Raw genomic sequence first — 20,368 nt, forward strand, 5'->3', positions numbered from 1 at the left:
CGCGGGCTCCTACGGTAGAAAGGAGGATGGCGGGATCAGGCGTTTTGCTTGTGGAGTTTTTCCAGCTTCTTCTTGATCCGGTCGCGCTTGAGATTGGACAGGTAATCAACGAACAGCTTGCCGTTCAGGTGATCGCATTCGTGCTGGATGCACACGGCGAGCAGGCCTTCGGCGATGAACTCGTAGGGCTGGCCGTCACGGTCCAGCGCCTTGACCTTGACCCGTTGCGGGCGATCCACGTTTTCGTAGAAACCTGGAACAGACAGGCAGCCTTCCTGGTACTGGTCCATCTCTTCGGTGAGCGGCTCGATCTCGGGGTTGATGAACACCCGCGGCTCGCTGCGATCTTCGGAGAGATCCATCACCACCACGCGCTTGTGTACGTTAACCTGCGTCGCGGCCAGACCGATGCCAGGCGCTTCGTACATGGTTTCAAACATGTCGTCGACCAACTGGCGAATGCCGTCGTCCACTTCAGCCACCGGCTTGGCGATGGTGCGCAGGCGCGAATCGGGAAATTCGAGGATGTTTAGAATGGCCATATACGTAAGGGATGCACTGTAGGGTAAAGTCAAAATCGGCTGCTAGGCTTGGGACGTCACAAGCTGCAGCCCTAGTAAAACCGGAAGTCTCGCAAGACTCAGCGTTTCACGCGAAGCCAACATGATAAAGGGATTCACCGCATGAGGAAATCACTACTCGCCCTGCTGCTGTTGGCCGCGACAGGCCTTGTCCAGGCGCAAGTACAGCTCAGGGATGGCCATCCACAGAGTTACACCGTCGTCGCCGGTGACACACTTTGGGACATTTCCGGAAAATTTCTTAACCAGCCGTGGAAGTGGCCCCAACTCTGGCGCGCCAATCCGCAGGTTCACGACCCTGATCTGATCTACCCCGGCGATACGCTCAACCTGATTTACGTCGATGGTCAGCCACGCATCGTCGTCAATCGCGGTGAGTCTCGCGGCACCATCAAACTCTCCCCGCGTGTGCGCAGTACGCCGATTGCCGAGGCGATTCCCACCATCCCGCTGGGCGCGATCAATGCGTTTCTGCTGAACAACCGAATCATCGACAACGCCAGCCAGTTTGAAGTCGCGCCTCATGTCGTGGCCGGCCCCGGCGAGCGGGTGCTGAGTGGTGCGGGTGATCGCATCTATGCCCGCGGCCAGTTCGAGCCGAGCCATGTGTCGTACGGCATCTATCGCAAGGGCAAGACCTACGTCGATCCGGTGAGCGGCGTGGTGCTGGGCATCAATGCCGATGACATCGGCAGCGGCCAAATCGTTGCCAGCGAAGGTGACGTAGCGACGTTGCAACTGCAGCGCTCGACCCAGGAAGTACGCCTCGGCGATCGGCTCTTCGTCAGTGAAGAACGCGGAATCAATTCCACCTTTGTCCCTAGTGAGCCCCAGCAACCGATCAGCGGCAACATCATCGACGTGCCCCGGGGCGTGACCCAGATCGGCGAGTTCGACGTGGTGACCATCGACCGTGGCCGACTGGATGGCTTGGCCGAGGGCAACGTATTGGCGATCTACAAGACCGGCGAGACGGTGCGTGACCGGGTCAACGGTGATCAGGTCAAAATTCCCGACGAGCGCTCAGGGCTGCTGATGGTCTTCCGCACGTACGAGCGACTGAGCTACGGCATGGTGCTGCACGCAACCCGATCTCTGGCGGTGCAGGACAAAGTCCGCAATCCGTAATGCTATGTATCAGCTGCAAATCACTTTTCTCCACCGGCATGCTTCACTTATCAAATTGTTGTTAACAGACTTATCCACAGCTTGATCCACTGATTAAGGTGGGTCTCGGATCAAGGAAGATGACATGCCGTTGTTCGAAAAGGCCGGTCAGTCGCCGGCTGAGCTGGAAGCCCGTTTGCGTCTGCATCGGCTGCCGGAAGTCGGTCCAAAACGTTTTCACACCCTCATCGATGCGTTCGGCAGCGCCTCTGCCGCGTTGAGTGCGCCGGCTTCGGCATGGCGATCTCTGCGGCTGCCGGCGGCCAGTGCCGAGGCCCGTCGCAGTGCCGAAGTGCGCGACGGTGCCAGTGCTGCACTGGCCTGGTTAGAGCGTCCGGGCCAGCATTTGCTGATGTGGGACGACCCTGACTACCCCGCGCTGTTGGCAGAAATCCCGGATCCACCGCCCCTGCTCTTCATCGCCGGAAACCGTGCATTGCTTGATCGTCCGCAGTTGGGAATGGTGGGCAGTCGACGCGCTTCCAAGCCTGGACTCGACACCGCGGCGGCGTTCGCGCGGAGCCTGGCCGGTGCCGGTTTTGTCATCACCAGCGGGCTGGCGCTGGGTATCGACGGCGCCGCGCATCAAGGTGCTCTGGACGTAAAAGGCGGGACAATCGGCGTACTGGGCACCGGCATCGAAAAACTTTATCCACAGCGGCATCGTCAACTTGCAGCGCGTATGGTGGCCGAGGGCGGCGCAGTGATTTCCGAGCTGCCGCTGGACGCAGGCCCCCACGCCAGCAACTTTCCCCGGCGCAATCGAATCATCAGCGGTTTGTCCCTGGGCGTGTTGGTGGTCGAGGCCAGCGTTGCCAGCGGATCACTGATCACGGCACGGCTTGCCGCCGAGCAGGGCCGTGAGGTCTATGCCATCCCCGGCTCGATCCATCATCCGGGCGCCAGGGGTTGTCACCAGCTGATCCGTGAGGGGGCAGTGCTGGTGGAAACCATCGACCATATTCTTGAGGCGCTGCAGGGCTGGAAAAACGTCGCGCCGAGTTCGGACGTCGTTGATAAACCGTCGACCCCGCTTCATCCGCTGCTCGCCCTCTTGCATGCAGCGCCGCAAACCGGCGAGGCGCTGGCCCATAACAGCGGTTGGCCGTTGCCAAAGGTCCTGGCGGCGCTGACCGAGCTTGAACTCGACAGCAGCGTGGCCTGTGAAGCCGGGCGATGGTTTGCCCGGGCACGCTGAGGTTAAACTGCCCGCCTGCGTAATTTGGGAGAACGGACGATGGTCAGCAGTTGGCGAGTGCAGCAAGCCGCACGAGAAATTCGGGCCGGGGCGGTGATTGCCTATCCAACCGAAGCGGTGTGGGGGTTGGGTTGTGACCCCTGGGATGCAGAGGCGGTGTATCGCCTGCTGGCAATCAAGGCGCGGCCTGTTGATAAGGGCTTGATCCTCATCGCAGACAACATCCGTCAGTTCGATTTCCTCTTCGAGGACTTCCCTGAGCTGTGGATCGATCGCATGGCCAGCACCTGGCCGGGACCGAACACCTGGCTGGTGCCACATCAAGGCCTGTTGCCGGACTGGATCACCGGAAAGCACGACACCGTCGCCCTCCGGGTCAGCGATCACCCGACCGTACGCGAGCTGTGCGCCTTGACCGGTCCACTGGTGTCGACCTCCGCCAACCCGACCGGCCGCCCCGCAGCCCGCTCACGACTGCGCGTTGAGCAGTATTTCCACGAGCAACTGGACATGGTGCTGAGCGGCAGCCTTGGCGGGCGTCGCAACCCGAGTGTGATACGGGATCTGGTCACCGCTGAGGTGGTAAGGGCAGGTTAATGCCCTTCCACTGTTTCGCAGGTTGAGATCAAGGCACCAGAATGATCGACCCAACCGTTCTGCGCCCTGCCAGTTCGGTATGGGCCTTCGCGGCATCCTTGAGGGGAAACTTCTGGATGTCGTCGACCTTCACCTTGCCGCTGGCGACCATTTCAAACACCTCATCCGCCATCGCCTGCAAGGCTTCCGGGGTGTTCGCGTAGGAGCCCAACGTCGGCCGGGTGACGTACAGCGAGCCTTTCTGAGCGAGGACTCCGAGGTTCACCCCGGTCACTGCGCCTGACGCATTGCCGAAGCTGACCAGCAGGCCTCGCAATTCCAGGCAATTCAGCGACGTTTCCCACGTGTCTTTGCCCACGCCGTCATAGACCACCGGGACCTTCTTGCCGTCGGTCAATTCCAGTACACGCTGGACCACGTCTTCCTTGCTGTAATCAATCACTTCCCACGCGCCGAGCGCTTTGGCGTGCGCGGCCTTCTCTGCCGAGCTCACCGTGCCGATGAGCTTGACGCCCAAGGCGTTGGCCCACTGGCAGGCGATCGATCCCACGCCGCCGGCAGCGGCATGGAACAGGATGGTTTCTTCAGGGCGGATTTCGTAGGTCTGACGAAACAGGTATTGCACGGTCAGACCCTTGAGCATGACGGCGGCGCCCTGCTCGAAGCTGATACCGTCAGGCAGTTTGGCGATGTTCGCTGCCGGCGTTACGTGAACGTCCCCGTAGGCACCCAATGGACCGGTGCCGTACACCACCCGGTCGCCGACTTTGACGTGGGTGACTTCGCTGCCGACCGCTTCAACCAGTCCCGCGCCTTCGTTGCCCAACCCCGACGGGAACGAAGGCGCCGGGTACAGGCCGCTGCGAAAGTAGGTCTCGATGAAGTTGACGCCAATCGCCTTGTTACGCACGAGCACGTCTTTGGGGCCTGGTGCCGGGGGTTCGAATTCTACGTACTCGAGGACTTCGGGACCGCCATACGCCTTGAACTGGATACGTTTTGCCATTTGCTTTCTCCGTCATGGATCGGACTTGCAGAGGATGACTGTCGATGCGAAAGGGCTCTATCGGACTCCTTCGTTGGCGCTTCGTCAACTGCGGCAGCCGCCGTGCCGGTGATATGCTACGGGCCAAATTTCGCCGACGGGGTTTGCTGAGCGAGGCGTGCTATCAACGCCAAGCCCGGTCGAATCCCGCTCCCGACGCACGTTTCAGTTTATGCAGGTACCGCCATGTCCTTTCGCACCGATGCCGTCAAAGCCTACTTGCTCGATCTTCAGGACCGCATTTGCGCCGCGCTGGAAACCGAAGATGGCAGCGCCCGTTTCGTCGAGGACGCCTGGGAGCGGCCTGCCGGGGGTGGCGGACGGACCCGCGTGATCGAGAATGGCCATATCCTCGAAAAGGGCGGGGTCAATTTTTCCCACGTCTTCGGCGCCGGCCTCCCCCCATCGGCCAGCGCCCATCGACCGGAGCTGGCAGGACGTGGTTTCGAAGCACTCGGCGTGTCGCTGGTGATGCACCCGCACAATCCTCATGTGCCGACTGCCCACGCCAATGTGCGTTTCTTCATTGCAGAGAAAGAAGGCGAAGAACCAGTGTGGTGGTTCGGAGGCGGCTTTGACCTGACGCCCTATTACGGCGTCGAGGAAGACTGCGTTCATTGGCACCGCGTCGCCGAGCAGGCCTGCGCGCCGTTCGGCGCTGACGTCTATCCCCGTTACAAGGCGTGGTGCGATCGCTACTTCCATATCAAGCACCGCAATGAACCGCGCGGCGTGGGCGGCCTGTTTTTCGATGACCTCAACGAGTGGGATTTCGACACCAGCTTCGCCTTCATTCGCGCCATCGGTGATGCGTTCGTCGAGGCGTATGTGCCCATCGTTCAGCGCCGTAGAGACACTCCGTACACGCCGCAGCAACGGGAGTTTCAGGAGTTCCGCCGTGGGCGTTACGTGGAATTCAATCTGGTGTACGACCGCGGCACCTTGTTCGGGCTGCAGTCGGGTGGCCGGACTGAATCCATCCTTATGTCGCTGCCGCCGCAAGTGCGCTGGGGCTATGACTGGAAAGCCGAGCCGGGCAGCGAGGAAGCACGCCTGACGGAGTATTTTTTGCAGGATCGCGACTGGCTGGCTGAGGCGGCACAGTGATGACTGATCAGTACGTTGTCTTCGGTAACCCCATCGCCCACAGCAAGTCGCCGCTGATCCATCGCTTGTTCGCCGAGCAAACCGGTCAGGCGCTCGACTACCAGACCTCACTGGCCCCGCTGAACGGCTTCACCGCGTTCGCCAAGGCATTTTTCGAAACAGGCCGTGGCGCCAACGTCACCGTGCCGTTCAAGGAAGAAGCGTACCGGATAGCTGATCAGCTGACCGAGCGCGGCCGTCGTGCCGGGGCGGTCAACACGCTGGCGCTGCAGGCGGATGGCAGCCTGCTGGGTGACAACACGGACGGAGCCGGTCTGGTTCGGGACCTGACGGTCAATCATGGCGTAACGCTCAAGGACAAACGCATCCTTGTGCTCGGAGCTGGCGGCGCGGTGCGTGGCGCGCTGGAACCCTTGCTGGCGGAAGATCCCTACGTGCTGGTGGTCGCCAATCGCACAGTGGAAAAGGCCGAGCGATTGGCCGAGGAGTTTGCCGACATTGGCCCGGTGCTGCCCGCCGGCTATGACTGGCTGGAAGAGCCGGTGGACATCATCATCAACGCCACGTCGGCGAGCCTGTCGGGCGAAGTACCGCCCATTGCGCCCAGTCTGATTCAGCCGGGCGTGACCATTTGCTACGACATGATGTACGCCAAGGAGCCGACCGCCTTTTGTCGCTGGGCCACGGAGCACAGCGCCGGACAGGCAGTGGATGGTTTGGGGATGTTGGTCGAGCAGGCCGCCGAGGCGTTTTACCTGTGGCGCGGCGTGCGACCGGAGTCAGCGCCGGTTCTGGCGGAACTGCGACGGTTGATGGTGCAGAACGGATAACGCTCACGTTCCAGGCTGACACTTATTTTGTGGTGGATGCCTGGTCGTCCAGACGCCGCACTGTCACGCTGCAAGCGCGCTCCCACAGACTGATGTTGGTCCTGTAGGAGTGAGCTTGCTCGCGATGCTTCTTGTCGGCGCTTACAACTTGGCCTTAACCGCTGGCAGCGCGTCTTTGTCGTCAACGGTTTTCACGCCGTCGAGCCATTTGTCCAGCACCGCCGGATTGGCTTTCAGCCACGCTTTCACCGCCTCGGTGTTGCTGACCTTCTTGTCCACCACGGTCTGCATGATCGAGTTTTCCATGTCCTGGGTGAACACCAGGTTGGAAAGCAGCTTGGCCACATTCGGGCAGGCGTCGGCGTAACCTTTGCGCGTCACGGTGTAAACGCTGCCGGTATCACCGAAGTATTTCTCGCCGCCTTTCAGGTAGTGCATGCCTTTGATCTGCACGTTCATCGGGTGTGGCGTCCACCCGAGGAACACCACGAATTCCTTCTTCTTCACGTTGCGCTGCACTTCGGCCAGCATCGCCTGCTCGCTAGACTCAACCAACTTCCAGTCACCCAGCTCGAACTCGTTCTTCTTGATGATTTCCTGAATCGACGCGTTGGCCGGAGCGCCCGAGCCGATGCCGTAGATCTTCTTGTGGAACTTGTCGGCAAATTTGTTCAGGTCGGCGAAGTCGTGAACGCCCGCGTCATAGACGTAATCGGGAACCGCGAGGGTGAACTCGGTGCCTTCCAGGTTCTTCGCGTATTGCGTCACGTCACCGGTGGCGATGAATTTGTCGTAGAAGCCCTGCTGCGCCGGCATCCAGTTGCCCAGAAAGACGTCGAGCTGCCCGTCCTTCAGACCGCCATAGGCGATGGGCACCGCCAGGGTGTCGATCTTGGTTTTGTAGCCCATGCCGTCGAGCAAAAAGCCTGCGGTGGCGTTGGTGGCAGCGATATCGCTCCAGCCTGGATCGGCCATCCGCACAGTGCTGCAGCTCGCGTCGGCGGCATAGGCCACGACGCTGCTCAAGCCCAAGACCCCAACCGCCAGCGTGGTGAACAGCTTATTCATGGTGTGCCCCTTTTTGATTTTCTAGGTGTTGGCAGGGTTCAAGGTTGCGGATAACGGGCCTTGCGCTCCAGATCGTCCAGATCAATATGGTTGCGCATGTACTGCTGACTGGCGTCGACCAGCGGCTGGTGATCCCAACTCTTCAGCTTGCCGATGGCCAGCGACTCGGCGACAAAACGCCGGCGCCGCTGACTGGCGAGCACCTGGTGGTGTATCGCCGGAATGTCCCACTTGGCCTGTGCTTCGGCCAGGAACGCAGCGAACAGGTCGCGATGAGCCTCGGATCGACTCAGCTCTTCCTGCTCCTCCGGATCGTTGCGCACGTCATACAGCAGACATGGGTCCCGTTCCGAATAAATGAATTTGTACGCGCCGCGACGAATCATCATCAGCGGACTGTTGGTGCCCTCGGCCATGTACTCGCCAAACACCTCGTCGTGACCGCCCTCACCTTCCAAGTGCGGCAACAGTGAACGGCCATCGAGCGGCAAACCGGCGTCCAGTTGACCCTCAGCCAATGCCACAAAAGTCGGCAACAGGTCGGCGGTGGACACTGCCGCCTGAACACGGCCGGCCTTGAACTGCCCCGGAGCGTACACCAGCAGCGGCACCCGCGCCGACATCTCGAACCAGTGCATTTTGTACCAGAGCCCGCGCTCACCCAGCATGTCGCCATGGTCGCCGGAGAACACAATGATCGTGTCGTCAGCCAAGCCTGTTTCTTCCAGGGTTTTCAGCAGTTTGCCGACGTTGTCATCAATGTAGCTGCATGCGCCGAAATAGGCGCGGCGCGCATCGCGAATCTTTTGCTCGGGCAGAGGCTTGTCCCACAGGTCATAGACTTTCAGCAGGCGTTGAGAATGCGGGTCCAGTTCGGACTGGGCCAACCGCGCGTGGGGCATCGGGATGTCTTCGTCGCTGTACAGATTCCAGTAGGACTTGGGGATGGTGTACGGATCGTGGGGATGGGTCATCGACACCGTCAGGCAAAACGGCTGATCGCCGTCTTCGCGCACATGGTCGAACAGATACTGCTGCGCCTTGAACACCACTTCTTCGTCGAAATCGAGCTGATTGGTGCGTACGCAAGGACCGGCCTGCAGCACCGAAGACATGTTGTGGTACCAGGTCGGGCGCACGTCCGGCTCGTCCCAGTTCACAGCCCAACCATAATCGGCCGGATAAATGTCGCTGGTCAGGCGCTCTTCGTAGCCGTGCAGTTGATCAGGGCCACAGAAATGCATCTTGCCGGACAGCGCCGTGCGATAGCCGAGACGACGCAGGTAGTGGGCGTAGGTCGGCACATCAGCGGGAAAATCAGCAGCGTTGTCGTAGGCGCCGATCTTGCTCGGCAACTGACCGCTGACCAAGGTGAAACGCGACGGCGCGCACAGCGGGCTGTTGCAGTAGGCGGCGTCGAACACCACGCCTTCAGCGGCGAGGCGACTCAAGTGGGGCATCTTGATGGGGGAAGAGGCGTACATCGGCAACATGGGCGCGGCCATCTGATCGGCTATGATGAAAAGAATGTTCTTGCGCTTCATGTTTTCGCGGCATCCCATAGTCATTATTTATGCGAAAGTGCTCCGACCGAGGATGGTGCCCATGCCGTCCGCGGTAAAGCCCATGTGCGGCAATGCTTAGGATAAGTACAGCTTATGTTTGAAGCCCTTGGTGCCATGTCACTGGATTTGCTACGCGGCTTTGAGGCCGCCGCACGGTTGCGCAGTTTTACCGCTGCGGCTATCGAGCTCGGCACTACTCAGCCGGCCATCAGCCAGCAAATCAAGCGACTGGAAGAGCAACTGGGGACGCGGCTGTTTGATCGCATCTATCGCGGCATTGAGCTGACGGACGCCGGGCAGATTCTCTTCAATCACGTACAGACCGGGCTCGAATCGATGGACGCGGGCCTCAGCGCAATCACCGAGCAGCATCAGCACGAGGTTTTGCAGGTGGCGACCGATTTCGCCTTCGCCGCCTATTGGCTGATGCCGCGCCTGCACCGTTTCCACAAGGACAACCCCGACGTCGACGTCAGCCTGGTCACCAGCGAGCGCAGTCACAGCATGCTGCGCGCGGATATCGATGTGGCCGTGTTGTTCGGCGACGGGCGATTCAAGCAGGGAGAAAGCCATTGGTTGTTCAGCGAGGAAGTGTTCCCGGTCTGCAGCCCGCGATTGCTGAAGGGGCGCGACCTGCCCTTGCCCACCAAGGCGCTGAAAGACTTCGCGCTGCTGCACTTGCGTGGCGAGGGCGGCAATAACTGGTTTGACTGGAGTGGCGTGTTTCGCGCCCTGAATATCCCGCAAGCACCCGCGCCGGGGCAGCTGCGATTCGACAACTACACGCTGCTGATTCAGGCGGCGATCGGCGGCCAGGGCGTGGCCATCGGCTGGCGACATCTGGTGGATGATTTGCTGGAGCAGGGTTTGCTATGCCGCCCGATCGAAGCGAGCGCCGTCTCCGGATACGGTTATTACATCGTCCTGCCGCAACGCAAGCGACGCGTGCAGATCGTTCAGCGGTTCGTGGAGTGGTTACGAAGTGAACAGGCGTTGAGCGGGGATTTGCTGAAGGGTAAGGAGCTGCCGTCGATTGCGGTTTAGGGCCTTCGTGACAAACATTGACGCTGATCTGGCGGCCTATCGATGGTGCCGAAGTTGTAGCTGCGACGCACGACTTGTGGGAGCGAGCTTGCTCGCGAAGAGTCCGGTAGATCCGCTAGATATCCAGCACCGGAAATGCCGTATTCGCGAGCAAGACGGAGCGCCACCCCGGTCACTCCCACATGGACGTGCCTTAGTTCAGCACGCCATCCAGAATTTCATAAACGATCCCGCTGCCAATGGCGATCAGCACAACGTCCGGGCCCAGGCGGCGCCACTCGTAGCCGTCGTATTGAGGCAGATATTGCAGCGAGCGTTGGTCCAGTCGACGGCCGTAACCGCGTGGCAGCGGGTGGCCTTTGACGATGTGGACGCCAGGGGGCAGCGGCTGACCGCGACCGATGACTTCCCTGTGCTCGCTGATGGTCCGGCGCACATCGCCGAAGTCGGCAGGAGGACGGCCGCCACGCTGGTTATTGCCACGGTTATCCGCACGCGGTTCGTTGCGATGGTCGTTGCCGTTGCCGCGATCGCCCTGCGGACCGCCTTGCGGACCATTGGGTTGGCCGTGATCCTGATGCTGGCCCGGGCCGTTGTCATCGCCCCCGCGTTGATCCGGTGGTGCAGCCTGAACCAGCGCGCTGGCGCTGAGCATCAACACGCCCAACCCGGCGATCAAACGATTCGAGACTTTCATGTAGCGCGCTCCTGAGCAAATACGGGCAGCAAAAAGGGGTTCAGGACGTGGTCCTGAACCCCTTCGCTGTACGGCTTAGTGTGCTGCCAGAGACCGAGATTCCTCTGTATCAGAAACTTTACCTTCGGCTACGCGGGCTTTACGCACGCCTTGGGACAACTGCGCGCACAAACCCAGCACGCCGCTGACCGCATGTTCCGGCGAAGACGCGTTGGCGATCTGATCGATCAGTGCCGAACCGACGACGACACCGTCGGCCACGCGCGCAATGGCGGCCGCTTGTTCAGCTGTGCGAATACCGAAGCCGACACTGATTGGCAGATCGGTATGGCGGCGAAGGCGTTGCACGGCGTCCTTAACGTGATCAATCGTTGCAGAGCCCGCGCCTGTCACGCCCGCCACCGACACGTAGTAAACGAAACCGGAGCTGCCGTTGAGCACAGTCGGTAAGCGAACGTCATCAGTGGTCGGCGTGGTCAGGCGGATGAAGTCCAGACCTGCGTCCTGCGCTGGGTCGCACAACTCGGCGTTGTGCTCCGGCGGCAGGTCCACCACGATCAGCCCGTCGACACCCGACGAATGAGCTTCGGAGATGAAGCGGTCAATGCCGTAGTTGTGGATGGGATTGTAGTAACCCATCAGCACCAGCGGAGTGACGCTGTCCTCTTCACGGAATTCACGAACCATCTGCAGCGTCTTCGCCAGGTTTTGCTTGGCGTTAAGGGCGCGAATGTTCGCCAGCTGAATTGCCGGGCCGTCGGCCATCGGGTCAGTGAACGGCATACCCAGCTCGATTACATCGGCACCTGCCTTCGGCAATCCCTTGAGGATCGCCAGCGAGGTGTCGTAGCCCGGGTCGCCTGCCGTGATGAACGTCACCAGGGCTGCGCGGTTTTGTTCTTTCAGTTCAGCAAAACGCGTTTGCAGGCGGCTCATCAGTGTTTCTCCTGCTGGGACAGATCCAGGTGGTGCATTACGGTTTGCATGTCCTTGTCGCCACGACCGGACAGGTTGACCACCATCAGGTGATCCTTCGGCAGGTTTGGAGCGCGTTTGAACACTTCAGCCAGGGCGTGGGCGGTTTCCAGCGCCGGGATGATGCCTTCGAGGCGGCAGCACTGGTGGAACGCAGCCAGTGCTTCATCGTCGGTGACCGAGGTGTATTCGACGCGACCGATGTCATGCAACCAGGCGTGCTCAGGGCCAATGCCTGGGTAGTCGAGGCCGGCTGAAATCGAGTGGGCGTCGATAATCTGACCGTCGTTGTCCTGCAACAGGAAGGTGCGGTTGCCGTGCAGTACGCCCGGAACGCCGCCGTTCAGGCTGGCGGCGTGCTTGCCGGTCTCGATGCCGTGGCCGGCCGCTTCGACACCGATGATGCGCACACTCGTGTCATCCAGAAACGGATGAAACAGTCCCATTGCGTTCGAGCCACCGCCGATGCACGCCACCAGACTGTCCGGCAGACGGCCTTCGTGCTCTTGCATCTGAACGCGGGTTTCCTTGCCGATCACGGACTGGAAGTCACGAACCATTGCAGGGTAAGGGTGCGGACCTGCGACGGTGCCGATCAGGTAGAAGGTGCTGTCGACGTTGGTAACCCAGTCGCGCAGTGCCTCGTTCATGGCGTCTTTCAGCGTGCCGGTGCCAGCGACCACCGGAATGATCGTGGCGCCCAGCAGCTTCATGCGGAACACGTTGGCTTGCTGACGCTCGATGTCAGTGGTGCCCATGTAGATGACGCATTCCAAGCCAAAGCGTGCCGCCACGGTAGCGGTGGCAACGCCGTGCATGCCGGCGCCGGTCTCGGCGATGATGCGTTTTTTGCCCATGCGCCGCGCCAGCAGGATCTGGCCGATACAGTTATTGATTTTGTGCGCGCCGGTATGGTTGAGCTCTTCGCGCTTCAGGTAAATCTTCGCGCCGCCACAATGCTCGGTCAGGCGCTCGGCGAAATACAGCGGGTTTGGACGACCCACGTAATCGCGCTGGAAGTACTCCAGATCTTTCAGGAACGAAGGATCATTCTTTGCGATTTCGTATTCGCGGTTCAGATCAAGGATCAGCGGCATCAAGGTTTCAGCGACGTAACGGCCGCCGAAGGCACCGAACATGCCACGGTCGTCCGGGCCTTCGCGGTATGCAGTTTGGGTCTGGGTCATGTGGACCTCCGGAGATACGAATAGAGTTAGCCGTCAGGCAGTGATCACACTCTAACCAGCGCCAGCGACGATGAAAACCGATAAGATCGGGGCAACCTGTCAGGAAAACTCACACATCCCATGAGCCGAGACCTTCCGCCCCTCAACGCATTGCGTGCTTTTGAAGCCACCGCCCGGCTGAACAGTGTCAGTCAGGCGGCTGAGCAATTGCACGTCACCCATGGTGCCGTGAGTCGCCAGCTGAAAGTGCTGGAGGAACACTTGGGTGTGAGCCTGTTCAGCAAAGATGGACGTGGCCTGAAACTCACAGATGCAGGCATTCGGTTGCGGGATGCGAGTGCCGAAGCATTTGATCGTCTGCGCGGTGTCTGTGCTGAGCTTAGCCAGGGCAGCGCGAATGCGCCGTTCGTATTGGGCTGCTCTGGAAGCCTATTGGCACGCTGGTTCATTCCAAGGCTGGGGCGCCTGAATGCTGACCTCCCCGACCTGCGCCTGCACCTCTCCGCAGGAGAAGGCGACCTTGACCCGCGACGTCCCGGGCTGGATGCCCTGCTGATTTTCGCCGAACCGCCATGGCCTACGGACATGCAGGTCTTCGAGCTTGCCAGCGAGCGCATCGGGCCGGTGATGAGTCCACGATTCGCGCGGTTCGACGAGCTGCGACACGCCCCGGTCCATGCGCTGTTGGGCGAGCCATTGCTGCAGACCACATCGCGGCTGCAAGCCTGGCCGGCATGGGCGACGCAAAACGGCATCGAGCCCGACGCGCTGAGCTACGGACAGGATTTCGAGCATTTGTATTATTTACTGGAGGCGGCTGTTGCAGGGCTTGGCGTGGCGATCGCGCCGGAGCCGTTGGTGGCTGACGACTTGAAAGCCGGACGCCTGGCCGCGCCATGGGGTTTCAGTGAAACCCCGGCGCGGCTGGCGTTATGGGTACCAAAGCGCGCCGCGGATGGGCGCGCTCAGCACCTGGCTCGATGGCTCAAGCAGGAACTCGAGCGATCGGGGCAGGCTTGATCAGCCGCGCTTGCACAGCAGGTAAGCTGCCAGCAGGCCGATTGCGCCAACGGCGACGCCTGCGGTAGTCCAAGGGTGCTCTTGGGCGTAGTCACGGGTCGCAACGCTGGTTTCGCGAGTTTTGACTTTGACGTCTTCGTAGACATCGCTCAACAGACTGCGCGAATGGCTCAGCGCGCTTTCAGCGTTGGCTTTCAGGTTTTTCAGAGTCTTGCGCGACTCGTCGGAAGCGTCGGACTTCAAGCCTTCCAGCGACTTGAGCAGACTCTCGATCTCGGCTTCCATGCTTTGCAACGACGCTTTACGGGATGACGTGAATGCCATGATTTGACTCTCCTGCTGTGATGAGTGGCGTGTGTTGTTTCCGACTACAGGGTTTCGAGAAAGTGCAGTGCGTAATGCGAAGTGCCGTTTCTTCTGAACTTTTAGGCCGCATTTCGGCACAGAGATAGTGAACACAATCACTGCGGCGCTGCCACCGCGCAACACCTTTCAGGAGAACTGCCATGTCTGATCATCACACCTACAAAATGCTGGAGCTGGTCGGGTCATCGACCGTGAGCACCGACGACGCGATCCAGAACGCGATTGCCCAGGCTGCCAAGTCCGTGAAGCTGATGGAATGGTTCGAAGTGCTGGAAACCCGCGGCCACATCGAAGACGGCAAAGTCGGTCACTTCCAGGTGACCATCAAGGTTGGCTTCCGCATCGACAACAGCTGAGTCGCTGAACTTTTGGAGTGGCCGAGTGCCACAACCTTCGCTATACATACCGCGCAGTCGTGACTTTTTCCAAGGTTCATGACGCTGGTTCATGTAGTCAGGCCGCCCCGATTGGAGCGGCCTTGTTGATCCGAAAATGCGCCTGACGAGGGGATGTACCGATGAAAAAAGTTCTGTTGGCCATAGGGTTGTTGAGCATTGCGGGCACTACGATGGCCGCTGGTAAATCGTGCGATGACGTGAAAGCCGACATCGACGCGAAGATCAAAGCCAAGGGCGTCGCCTCCTACACGCTGGAAGCTGTAGAAAAAGGCAGCTCGGCGGACGGTAAGGTTGTTGGCACCTGCGAAGGCGGCAACAAAGAAATCGTTTACAAGCGCGGCTGATCTCGGCCCGCTGATACAAAAAAACCGGCGCACATGGCGTCGGTTTTTTTGTTTATGGCAGGACAGGTTTCAGCGAAAGGCCGTGACTCAGCCCCTCGCCGCCTGTGCCAGGATCTCGTAAGAGCGCAGGCGATCGGCATGTTCGTACATGTCGCAGGTGAAGATCAGCTCATCTGCGTCTGTCTGCTCAAGCAGCACATCCAGCTTCGCGCGAATCTTCTCCGGACCGCCGACGACCGCCAGCCCCAGGAAATCCATCACCGCATCACGTTCATGGGGCAGCCACAAACCATTCATGCTCTCGACGGGCGGCTTCTGCATCAGACTCTGCCCACGCATCAGACTCAGGATGCGTTGGTACACCGACGTCACCAGGTATTCAGCTCGCTCGTCGGTCTCTGCGGCGGCCAACGGGACGCCGAGCATCACGTAGGGCTTGTCGAGGACGTCCGAAGGTTTGAAGTGACTGCGGTAGACGCGAATCGCTTCGTGCATGAAGCGTGGCGCGAAGTGCGACGCGAATGCATACGGCAGCCCCCGCTCACCGGCCAGTTGAGCGCTGAACAGGCTCGAACCCAATAGCCAGATTGGCACGTTGGTGTTGGTGCCGGGCACAGCGAGAACGCGCTGATGGGGCTGACGCGGCCCAAGGTAGTTGACCAGTTCAGTCACGTCATCCGGGAAATCATCGGCACTGCCTGAGCGCTCGCGCCGCAGGGCGCGGGCGGTCATTTGATCGGAACCCGGCGCGCGGCCAAGGCCGAGGTCGATCCGCCCCGGAAACAAGCTTTCCAGCGTGCCGAACTGCTCGGCGATTACCAGCGGTGCGTGGTTGGGCAGCATGATCCCGCCCGACCCAACCCGAATGGTCGACGTGCCGCCGGCCAGATAGGCCAGCAGAACGGAGGTTGCCGAACTGGCGATGCCGTCCATGTTGTGGTGCTCGGCCACCCAGAAACGGTTGTAGCCCCATTTCTCGACGTGTTGCGCCAGGTCCAGCGCATTACGCAGCGATTCCGCCGGGCCTTTGTCTTCGCGGACGGGCACCAGATCGAGCGTCGAAATCTTCACATCAGCTAATCGTTTCATAGGCCGTTGTTGATCCTCTTGAGGCTTGAATCGGCGCATCCGTCGGGACATCACGCGAGCAAACCGGCATTAAGACTAAATATTTGCGTTAAGCCATAGGATAAGGGCGGATTTCAGAGTTGCAATGGGTAAGGCGAAATTTCCTACTAATTTGGTCGGATTTAACGTTGCGCCCATCCGCAAAAAAGCACATGGGGCATAAGCGTTGAACTAAGTCCCGCCTACACTCCTCAGAACTTTGGTCCGCGTGCGAGCGAAATCGCACTTTTCATGAGGAGACACCATGAGCATCGTCAAGAAAGCATCCGCCCACTGGGAAGGTGACCTGAAGTCGGGTATCGGCAGCATCTCTACTGAAACCGGCGTCCTGCGCGAAGCGCCGTACGGCTTCAAGGCCCGCTTCGAAGGCGGCAAGGGCACCAACCCGGAAGAACTGATCGGCGCAGCCCACGCTGGCTGCTTCTCGATGGCACTGTCGATGATCCTCGGCAATGCGAATCTGAAAGCCGACAGCATCGACACCACCGCTGACGTCACCCTGGATCAAGTTGATGGCGGCTTCGCGATCACTGCCGTGCACCTGACATTGAAGGCTAAAATTCCGGGCGCAACCCAGGAGCAGTTCGAGAAACTGACCAATGATGCGAAGGAAGGCTGCCCGGTTTCGAAAGTGCTGAACGCCAAGATCACGCTCGATGCCACGCTGGTGAGCTGATTCGCGTTACTGTTGCACTCGATGGCCCGCAATTGCGGGCCATCTTCGTTATGGACGTGCCAGAACCGGCGTGCGCCCCCACGGTCACATGTTAGGCCGATGCGTATCGCACGGTGCCGAAGGAGTCGAACATGAAACGTATCGCCGCAATCCTGATTCTTGGTGCTCTGACCACCAGTGCCTTCGCTGCGCCCAAGCCGTGTGAAGAGCTTAAAGCTGAAATCGAAACGAAGATCCAGGCTCAGAGCGTCAGCTCATACACGTTGGAGATCGTGGCCAATAAAGATGTCACCGACCAGAGCATGGTCGTCGGTACTTGCGAAAACGACACGAAAAAAATCATCTACCAGAATAACGGTCGCTAGTCCGGGCGCGAGCTGAAGTAGTTCGTAGGCTGTGTGTAAGCCATCTCGTGTGCGTGGCGAGGCCGAGATAACGCGTCACGGAATACAGAAAATGTCCCCCTCCTCCGCGAGCACGTTGCGTTGCTCGTCCCGCAACTGTGCGTCGATGCTGTTGGTGATATTGCGCACGTCGAGACGATAGCGGTGGCCGGCTTCGAAGCGGTCGTAGTTGATCGTTACGTAGCAGGTTCGCTCGTTGTAGATGTCCATCGACAGGCCCATCGCGCCGGGAGCGTAGTCGTAGTCATACCGAACTTCGAGCTTGTGTTTGCCGGGACTTACCTGAAAGAAGCGTCCGTCGTAGGTGCGCACGCCGTCCAGCTTGTCCGCCATCAGGGTTTTGCCAGTAAAGGTATGCAGATCGACCCACGCCTGCTGGGGATCAACCGCAGGCAGCGGCCCCGCGCATCCGGCCAGAAGACTCAGGGCAACGAGGGACAGAGGCAAGCGCATGATGAACTCCGCAGCAGGACAAGTGGCGATGATGGTTGCGTCAGAGGCAGGCTGTCCGGCATAACGCTGATGTTTGCACTTCATGAATATCGACGTTAAGGCTGCTGCATGATTCGATCGAAAAAGGCCTGGCTGCATCGCGGCCTGCCGGTGCTGGCGACTTTACTCCTCGGCGGCTGCTCCAGTCTTTCCTATTACTCGCAACTGGCCGGCGGCCAAATGGCCCTGTTGCGGGCGCGCGAACCGGTTGCCGACGTCATCGCTGACCCCAATCGCGACCCCACGCTGCGCGATCATCTGCGCACATCTCAGCAGGCCCGTGCCTTTGCCACCGAGCATCTGCATCTGCCGGATAACCGCAGCTACCGCCTTTACGCCGATATCCATCGCCCGTATGTCGTCTGGAACGTATTCGCGACCGGCGAATTTTCCCTTGATCCTGTCACCCATTGCTTCCCCATCGCCGGGTGCGTGGCCTACCGCGGCCACTACACCCAGGGCGCCGCGCGGGGGGATGCGGCTGTTCAGAAGCTGGAGGGTAAAGACGTGTATATCAGCGGCGTGGAAGCGTACTCAACGCTCGGCTGGTTCGATGATCCGATTATCAGCTCGATGATGAACTGGGGCGATGAGCGTCTGGCCACGCTGATCTTTCATGAGTTGGCGCACCAGCGGTTTTACGTGAAGGACGACAGCGAGTTCAACGAGTCCTACGCCAGTTTCGTGGAGCAGGAAGGCACACGTCAGTGGCGCGCGGCGCGGGGTTTGCCTGCGGACGGCGGGTCTTCGGAAGCGCGGCGACGCGATCAACTCACCCAGTTGGCGCTCGACACCCGGGATCGGCTGAAGGCGCTGTATGCGGAGCCGCTGAGTCCGCAGGTGATGCGTGAGCGCAAGGCCGCTGAGTTCGAGCGTCTGCGCAGCGAGTATCGGCAGCTGCGCGACAGTCAGTGGGGCGGCGACAAGCGCTTTGACGGCTGGGTGTATGCACCGATGAACAACGCACGCCTGCTGCCCATTGGTTTGTATGATCAATGGGTGCCAGCGTTTGAAACGTTGTTCAGGCAGGTGAACGGCGATTGGCCCGCATTCTATTCGGCGGTGGAAAAGCTGGGCGGACTGCCCAAGGATGAACGCAAGGCGGCGCTGCAGCGGCTGGCCCAAAAAGCCTAAGCGGCATGATCGCTCCCCCGCTCCGCGTGGGAACGATCATCGCTTGCCTGATTGAGTGCTCTCAGCTTTTGAGAAACGCCTTATGTAGCGCGCTCACCGAATCAAAATGATAGGTCGGCGCCTCGGCCTCCAGCTCTTCGCGACTGCCAAACCCGTAACCCACCGCTACCACATCCAACCCGTTGCGCTTGCCGCCAATCAAATCGTGTTTGCGGTCGCCGATCATCAGCGTCTGTTTCGGGTCGAGCTGCTCTTCATCCAGCAAATGCCGAATCAGCTCAACCTTGTCAGTGCGGGTACCGTCCAGCTCGCTGCCGTAGATCAGCTTGAAATGGCGCGCGAAATCGAAATGCCGGGCGATTTCATGGGCGAACACCCAGGGTTTGGACGTCGCGATGAACAACGTCCGGCCCTGATCCGAGAGCATGTCCAGCAATTCGAACACGCCATCAAACACCAGATTCTCGTAAAGGCCCGTCACCTTGAAGCGCTCGCGGTAAAAGCCCACGGCCTCCCAGGCCTTCGCTTCGTCGAAGTCGTAGGCGCGCATGAATTGCTGCAACAGCGGCGGGCCGATGAAGTGCTCGAGCCGGGTGATGTCGGGTTCGTCGATGCCCAGCTTGCTCAACGCAAACTGGATGGACCGGGTGATGCCTTCGCGCGGATCGGTCAGGGTGCCGTCCAGGTCGAACAGAATATTCTGGTAATGCATGGGTGCTCTCAGCAGGGTTTGTCGAAGCCTTCGGCCAGATGCTGGTCTTTCAGCTTTACGTAATTGGTCGCGCTGTAGGGGAAGAAGGCGATCTCTTTCTCGGTCAGCGGACGCATTTGTTTCACCGGACGCCCGACGTAGAGGAACCCGCTCTCAAGGCGTTTGCCGGGCGGCACCAGACTGCCCGCGCCGATGATCACCTCGTCCTCCACCACCGCACCGTCCATGATCGTGGTGCCCATGCCGATCAGGATGCGATTGCCGACGGTGCAGCCGTGCAGCATGACTTTATGGCCGATGGTCACTTCGTCGCCGATCAACAGTGGAAAACCGTCCGGGTTGAACGGCCCGGCATGGGTGATGTGCAGCACGCTGCCGTCCTGCACGCTGGTGCGCGCGCCGATGCGGATGCGGTGCATGTCGCCACGGATGACGGTCAGCGGCCAGACCGAACTGTCGACGCCGATTTCGACATCGCCGATCACAACCGCCGAATGGTCGACAAACGCCCGCTCGCCAAGGGTCGGGGTGTGCTGCTGGAACGTGCGAATGGCCACGATAGGCTCCTTCTCTGGCGCCGATAGCTGCGGCCGACGCCGATTGTAATTAAGATGCGTGGGTGTTTCTTTTAGC

The 20,368-nt window shown here is 60.2% G+C and carries 24 protein-coding genes; 12 read left to right on the forward strand and 12 right to left on the reverse strand.

Annotated elements, in window-relative coordinates:
* Positions 1 to 35 precede the first annotated feature (35 nt).
* The gene (gene def, locus IFT47_RS23845; protein WP_192174405.1) at positions 36 to 542 is read right to left on the reverse strand and encodes a peptide deformylase; all 507 of its coding nucleotides are present in this window, start codon (positions 540 to 542) and stop codon (positions 36 to 38) included.
* Between the two features lie 141 nt (positions 543 to 683).
* Here def and IFT47_RS23850 point away from each other — a divergent pair, with 141 nt between their 5' ends.
* The 3 genes from IFT47_RS23850 (at position 684) to IFT47_RS23860 (ending at position 3,543) form a co-directional block, all read left to right on the forward strand.
* Positions 684 to 1,709, forward strand: coding sequence for a LysM peptidoglycan-binding domain-containing protein (locus tag IFT47_RS23850; protein WP_192174406.1), 1,026 nt, complete (start codon positions 684 to 686; stop codon positions 1,707 to 1,709).
* A 124-nt stretch (positions 1,710 to 1,833) separates the two neighbouring features.
* On the forward strand, positions 1,834 to 2,946 hold the full coding sequence (gene dprA / locus IFT47_RS23855; RefSeq protein WP_192174407.1) for a DNA-processing protein DprA: 1,113 nt from the start codon (positions 1,834 to 1,836) through the stop codon (positions 2,944 to 2,946).
* 39 nt (positions 2,947 to 2,985) lie between these two features.
* Positions 2,986 to 3,543 carry an L-threonylcarbamoyladenylate synthase gene (locus IFT47_RS23860; protein WP_133774050.1) on the forward strand — a complete coding sequence of 186 codons (558 nt, stop codon included), beginning with the start codon at positions 2,986 to 2,988 and terminating at the stop codon, positions 3,541 to 3,543.
* 28 nt (positions 3,544 to 3,571) lie between these two features.
* On the opposite strand, the gene IFT47_RS23865 is transcribed toward IFT47_RS23860, so the two are convergent.
* The gene (locus tag IFT47_RS23865) at positions 3,572 to 4,549 is read right to left on the reverse strand and encodes an NADPH:quinone reductase (RefSeq protein ID WP_192174408.1); all 978 of its coding nucleotides are present in this window, start codon (positions 4,547 to 4,549) and stop codon (positions 3,572 to 3,574) included.
* Positions 4,550 to 4,774: 225 nt separating this feature from the next.
* Between IFT47_RS23865 and hemF the strand changes: the two genes are divergently transcribed.
* Together hemF and aroE are read left to right on the forward strand one after the other, a co-directional pair.
* Complete coding sequence (gene hemF / locus IFT47_RS23870; protein WP_192174409.1) at positions 4,775 to 5,695, forward strand: oxygen-dependent coproporphyrinogen oxidase; 921 nt, start codon at positions 4,775 to 4,777, stop codon at positions 5,693 to 5,695.
* Positions 5,695 to 6,525, forward strand: coding sequence for a shikimate dehydrogenase (gene aroE / locus IFT47_RS23875; protein ID WP_192174410.1), 831 nt, complete (start codon positions 5,695 to 5,697; stop codon positions 6,523 to 6,525). Before hemF ends, aroE begins: the two co-directional genes overlap by 1 nt.
* Positions 6,526 to 6,666: 141 nt before the next feature.
* On the opposite strand, the gene choX is transcribed toward aroE, so the two are convergent.
* Positions 6,667 to 7,593, reverse strand: a complete 927-nt coding sequence (gene choX / locus IFT47_RS23880) for a choline ABC transporter substrate-binding protein (protein WP_192174411.1) — start codon at positions 7,591 to 7,593, stop codon at positions 6,667 to 6,669.
* 38 nt (positions 7,594 to 7,631) lie between these two features.
* Positions 7,632 to 9,137, reverse strand: coding sequence for a choline-sulfatase (betC, locus tag IFT47_RS23885; protein WP_192174412.1), 1,506 nt, complete (start codon positions 9,135 to 9,137; stop codon positions 7,632 to 7,634).
* A gap of 114 nt (positions 9,138 to 9,251) precedes the next feature.
* On the opposite strand from betC, the gene IFT47_RS23890 reads away from it, so the two are divergent.
* Positions 9,252 to 10,202, forward strand: a complete 951-nt coding sequence (locus IFT47_RS23890; protein ID WP_192174413.1) for a choline sulfate utilization transcriptional regulator — start codon at positions 9,252 to 9,254, stop codon at positions 10,200 to 10,202.
* 193 nt (positions 10,203 to 10,395) lie between these two features.
* Here the strand turns inward: IFT47_RS23890 and IFT47_RS23895 are convergent, their stop codons facing one another.
* The 3 genes from IFT47_RS23895 to trpB all read right to left on the reverse strand — a co-directional run bounded on the left by IFT47_RS23895 (position 10,396) and on the right by trpB (position 13,061).
* Positions 10,396 to 10,899 (reverse strand): anti-virulence regulator CigR family protein, encoded by a 504-nt coding sequence (locus IFT47_RS23895; RefSeq protein ID WP_192174414.1) that lies wholly within the window; start codon positions 10,897 to 10,899, stop codon positions 10,396 to 10,398.
* A gap of 75 nt (positions 10,900 to 10,974) precedes the next feature.
* The gene (trpA, locus tag IFT47_RS23900; RefSeq protein ID WP_192174415.1) at positions 10,975 to 11,835 is read right to left on the reverse strand and encodes a tryptophan synthase subunit alpha; all 861 of its coding nucleotides are present in this window, start codon (positions 11,833 to 11,835) and stop codon (positions 10,975 to 10,977) included.
* Positions 11,835 to 13,061, reverse strand: coding sequence for a tryptophan synthase subunit beta (gene trpB, locus IFT47_RS23905; RefSeq protein WP_192174416.1), 1,227 nt, complete (start codon positions 13,059 to 13,061; stop codon positions 11,835 to 11,837). Before trpB ends, trpA begins: the two co-directional genes overlap by 1 nt.
* Positions 13,062 to 13,181: 120 nt before the next feature.
* Here trpB and IFT47_RS23910 point away from each other — a divergent pair, with 120 nt between their 5' ends.
* Positions 13,182 to 14,081: a LysR family transcriptional regulator gene (locus IFT47_RS23910; protein ID WP_192174417.1), complete on the forward strand. Its 900-nt coding sequence runs from the start codon at positions 13,182 to 13,184 to the stop codon at positions 14,079 to 14,081.
* Here the strand turns inward: IFT47_RS23910 and IFT47_RS23915 are convergent, their stop codons facing one another.
* Positions 14,082 to 14,405: a DUF883 family protein gene (locus tag IFT47_RS23915; RefSeq protein ID WP_037017008.1), complete on the reverse strand. Its 324-nt coding sequence runs from the start codon at positions 14,403 to 14,405 to the stop codon at positions 14,082 to 14,084.
* A 182-nt stretch (positions 14,406 to 14,587) separates the two neighbouring features.
* Here IFT47_RS23915 and IFT47_RS23920 point away from each other — a divergent pair, with 182 nt between their 5' ends.
* Positions 14,588 to 14,803 (forward strand): dodecin, encoded by a 216-nt coding sequence (locus IFT47_RS23920; RefSeq protein WP_065987998.1) that lies wholly within the window; start codon positions 14,588 to 14,590, stop codon positions 14,801 to 14,803.
* A 161-nt stretch (positions 14,804 to 14,964) separates the two neighbouring features.
* A complete protein-coding gene (locus tag IFT47_RS23925; RefSeq protein ID WP_192174418.1) occupies positions 14,965 to 15,189 on the forward strand; it encodes a DUF1161 domain-containing protein in 225 nt (74 codons plus the stop codon).
* A gap of 87 nt (positions 15,190 to 15,276) precedes the next feature.
* On the opposite strand, the gene IFT47_RS23930 is transcribed toward IFT47_RS23925, so the two are convergent.
* On the reverse strand, positions 15,277 to 16,278 hold the full coding sequence (locus IFT47_RS23930; protein ID WP_192174419.1) for an LLM class flavin-dependent oxidoreductase: 1,002 nt from the start codon (positions 16,276 to 16,278) through the stop codon (positions 15,277 to 15,279).
* A 283-nt stretch (positions 16,279 to 16,561) separates the two neighbouring features.
* On the opposite strand from IFT47_RS23930, the gene IFT47_RS23935 reads away from it, so the two are divergent.
* Positions 16,562 to 16,993: an OsmC family protein gene (locus tag IFT47_RS23935; protein WP_037017022.1), complete on the forward strand. Its 432-nt coding sequence runs from the start codon at positions 16,562 to 16,564 to the stop codon at positions 16,991 to 16,993.
* Positions 16,994 to 17,124: 131 nt separating this feature from the next.
* Positions 17,125 to 17,358, forward strand: a complete 234-nt coding sequence (locus IFT47_RS23940) for a DUF1161 domain-containing protein (protein ID WP_192174420.1) — start codon at positions 17,125 to 17,127, stop codon at positions 17,356 to 17,358.
* A 75-nt stretch (positions 17,359 to 17,433) separates the two neighbouring features.
* On the opposite strand, the gene IFT47_RS23945 is transcribed toward IFT47_RS23940, so the two are convergent.
* Complete coding sequence (locus IFT47_RS23945; protein ID WP_192174421.1) at positions 17,434 to 17,850, reverse strand: PA0061/PA0062 family lipoprotein; 417 nt, start codon at positions 17,848 to 17,850, stop codon at positions 17,434 to 17,436.
* A gap of 108 nt (positions 17,851 to 17,958) precedes the next feature.
* Here IFT47_RS23945 and IFT47_RS23950 point away from each other — a divergent pair, with 108 nt between their 5' ends.
* Positions 17,959 to 19,023 carry an aminopeptidase gene (locus IFT47_RS23950; RefSeq protein WP_192174422.1) on the forward strand — a complete coding sequence of 355 codons (1,065 nt, stop codon included), beginning with the start codon at positions 17,959 to 17,961 and terminating at the stop codon, positions 19,021 to 19,023.
* 61 nt (positions 19,024 to 19,084) lie between these two features.
* On the opposite strand, the gene IFT47_RS23955 is transcribed toward IFT47_RS23950, so the two are convergent.
* Both IFT47_RS23955 and IFT47_RS23960 read right to left on the reverse strand, forming a co-directional pair.
* The gene (locus IFT47_RS23955; protein ID WP_192174423.1) at positions 19,085 to 19,735 is read right to left on the reverse strand and encodes an HAD family hydrolase; all 651 of its coding nucleotides are present in this window, start codon (positions 19,733 to 19,735) and stop codon (positions 19,085 to 19,087) included.
* Positions 19,736 to 19,743: 8 nt separating this feature from the next.
* The gene (locus tag IFT47_RS23960) at positions 19,744 to 20,292 is read right to left on the reverse strand and encodes a gamma carbonic anhydrase family protein (RefSeq protein WP_192174424.1); all 549 of its coding nucleotides are present in this window, start codon (positions 20,290 to 20,292) and stop codon (positions 19,744 to 19,746) included.
* Between the last annotated feature and the right edge of the window lie 76 nt (positions 20,293 to 20,368).

Origin of the sequence: Pseudomonas sp. CFBP 13711 (genome assembly GCF_014842265.1) — a bacterium.
Lineage (GTDB): Bacteria > Pseudomonadota > Gammaproteobacteria > Pseudomonadales > Pseudomonadaceae > Aquipseudomonas.

What these genes read in the sequence shown, in the direction of transcription:
- def (WP_192174405.1), bottom strand. Translation starts at nt 542, where the DNA reads ATGGCCATTCTAAACATCCTCGAATTTCCCGATTCGCGCCTGCGCACC.
- IFT47_RS23850 (WP_192174406.1), top strand. Translation starts at nt 684, where the DNA reads ATGAGGAAATCACTACTCGCCCTGCTGCTGTTGGCCGCGACAGGCCTT.
- dprA (WP_192174407.1), top strand. Translation starts at nt 1,834, where the DNA reads ATGCCGTTGTTCGAAAAGGCCGGTCAGTCGCCGGCTGAGCTGGAAGCC.
- IFT47_RS23860 (WP_133774050.1), top strand. Translation starts at nt 2,986, where the DNA reads ATGGTCAGCAGTTGGCGAGTGCAGCAAGCCGCACGAGAAATTCGGGCC.
- IFT47_RS23865 (WP_192174408.1), bottom strand. Translation starts at nt 4,549, where the DNA reads ATGGCAAAACGTATCCAGTTCAAGGCGTATGGCGGTCCCGAAGTCCTC.
- hemF (WP_192174409.1), top strand. Translation starts at nt 4,775, where the DNA reads ATGTCCTTTCGCACCGATGCCGTCAAAGCCTACTTGCTCGATCTTCAG.
- aroE (WP_192174410.1), top strand. Translation starts at nt 5,695, where the DNA reads ATGACTGATCAGTACGTTGTCTTCGGTAACCCCATCGCCCACAGCAAG.
- choX (WP_192174411.1), bottom strand. Translation starts at nt 7,593, where the DNA reads ATGAATAAGCTGTTCACCACGCTGGCGGTTGGGGTCTTGGGCTTGAGC.
- betC (WP_192174412.1), bottom strand. Translation starts at nt 9,137, where the DNA reads ATGAAGCGCAAGAACATTCTTTTCATCATAGCCGATCAGATGGCCGCG.
- IFT47_RS23890 (WP_192174413.1), top strand. Translation starts at nt 9,252, where the DNA reads ATGTTTGAAGCCCTTGGTGCCATGTCACTGGATTTGCTACGCGGCTTT.
- IFT47_RS23895 (WP_192174414.1), bottom strand. Translation starts at nt 10,899, where the DNA reads ATGAAAGTCTCGAATCGTTTGATCGCCGGGTTGGGCGTGTTGATGCTC.
- trpA (WP_192174415.1), bottom strand. Translation starts at nt 11,835, where the DNA reads ATGAGCCGCCTGCAAACGCGTTTTGCTGAACTGAAAGAACAAAACCGC.
- trpB (WP_192174416.1), bottom strand. Translation starts at nt 13,061, where the DNA reads ATGACCCAGACCCAAACTGCATACCGCGAAGGCCCGGACGACCGTGGC.
- IFT47_RS23910 (WP_192174417.1), top strand. Translation starts at nt 13,182, where the DNA reads ATGAGCCGAGACCTTCCGCCCCTCAACGCATTGCGTGCTTTTGAAGCC.
- IFT47_RS23915 (WP_037017008.1), bottom strand. Translation starts at nt 14,405, where the DNA reads ATGGCATTCACGTCATCCCGTAAAGCGTCGTTGCAAAGCATGGAAGCC.
- IFT47_RS23920 (WP_065987998.1), top strand. Translation starts at nt 14,588, where the DNA reads ATGTCTGATCATCACACCTACAAAATGCTGGAGCTGGTCGGGTCATCG.
- IFT47_RS23925 (WP_192174418.1), top strand. Translation starts at nt 14,965, where the DNA reads ATGAAAAAAGTTCTGTTGGCCATAGGGTTGTTGAGCATTGCGGGCACT.
- IFT47_RS23930 (WP_192174419.1), bottom strand. Translation starts at nt 16,278, where the DNA reads ATGAAACGATTAGCTGATGTGAAGATTTCGACGCTCGATCTGGTGCCC.
- IFT47_RS23935 (WP_037017022.1), top strand. Translation starts at nt 16,562, where the DNA reads ATGAGCATCGTCAAGAAAGCATCCGCCCACTGGGAAGGTGACCTGAAG.
- IFT47_RS23940 (WP_192174420.1), top strand. Translation starts at nt 17,125, where the DNA reads ATGAAACGTATCGCCGCAATCCTGATTCTTGGTGCTCTGACCACCAGT.
- IFT47_RS23945 (WP_192174421.1), bottom strand. Translation starts at nt 17,850, where the DNA reads ATGCGCTTGCCTCTGTCCCTCGTTGCCCTGAGTCTTCTGGCCGGATGC.
- IFT47_RS23950 (WP_192174422.1), top strand. Translation starts at nt 17,959, where the DNA reads ATGATTCGATCGAAAAAGGCCTGGCTGCATCGCGGCCTGCCGGTGCTG.
- IFT47_RS23955 (WP_192174423.1), bottom strand. Translation starts at nt 19,735, where the DNA reads ATGCATTACCAGAATATTCTGTTCGACCTGGACGGCACCCTGACCGAT.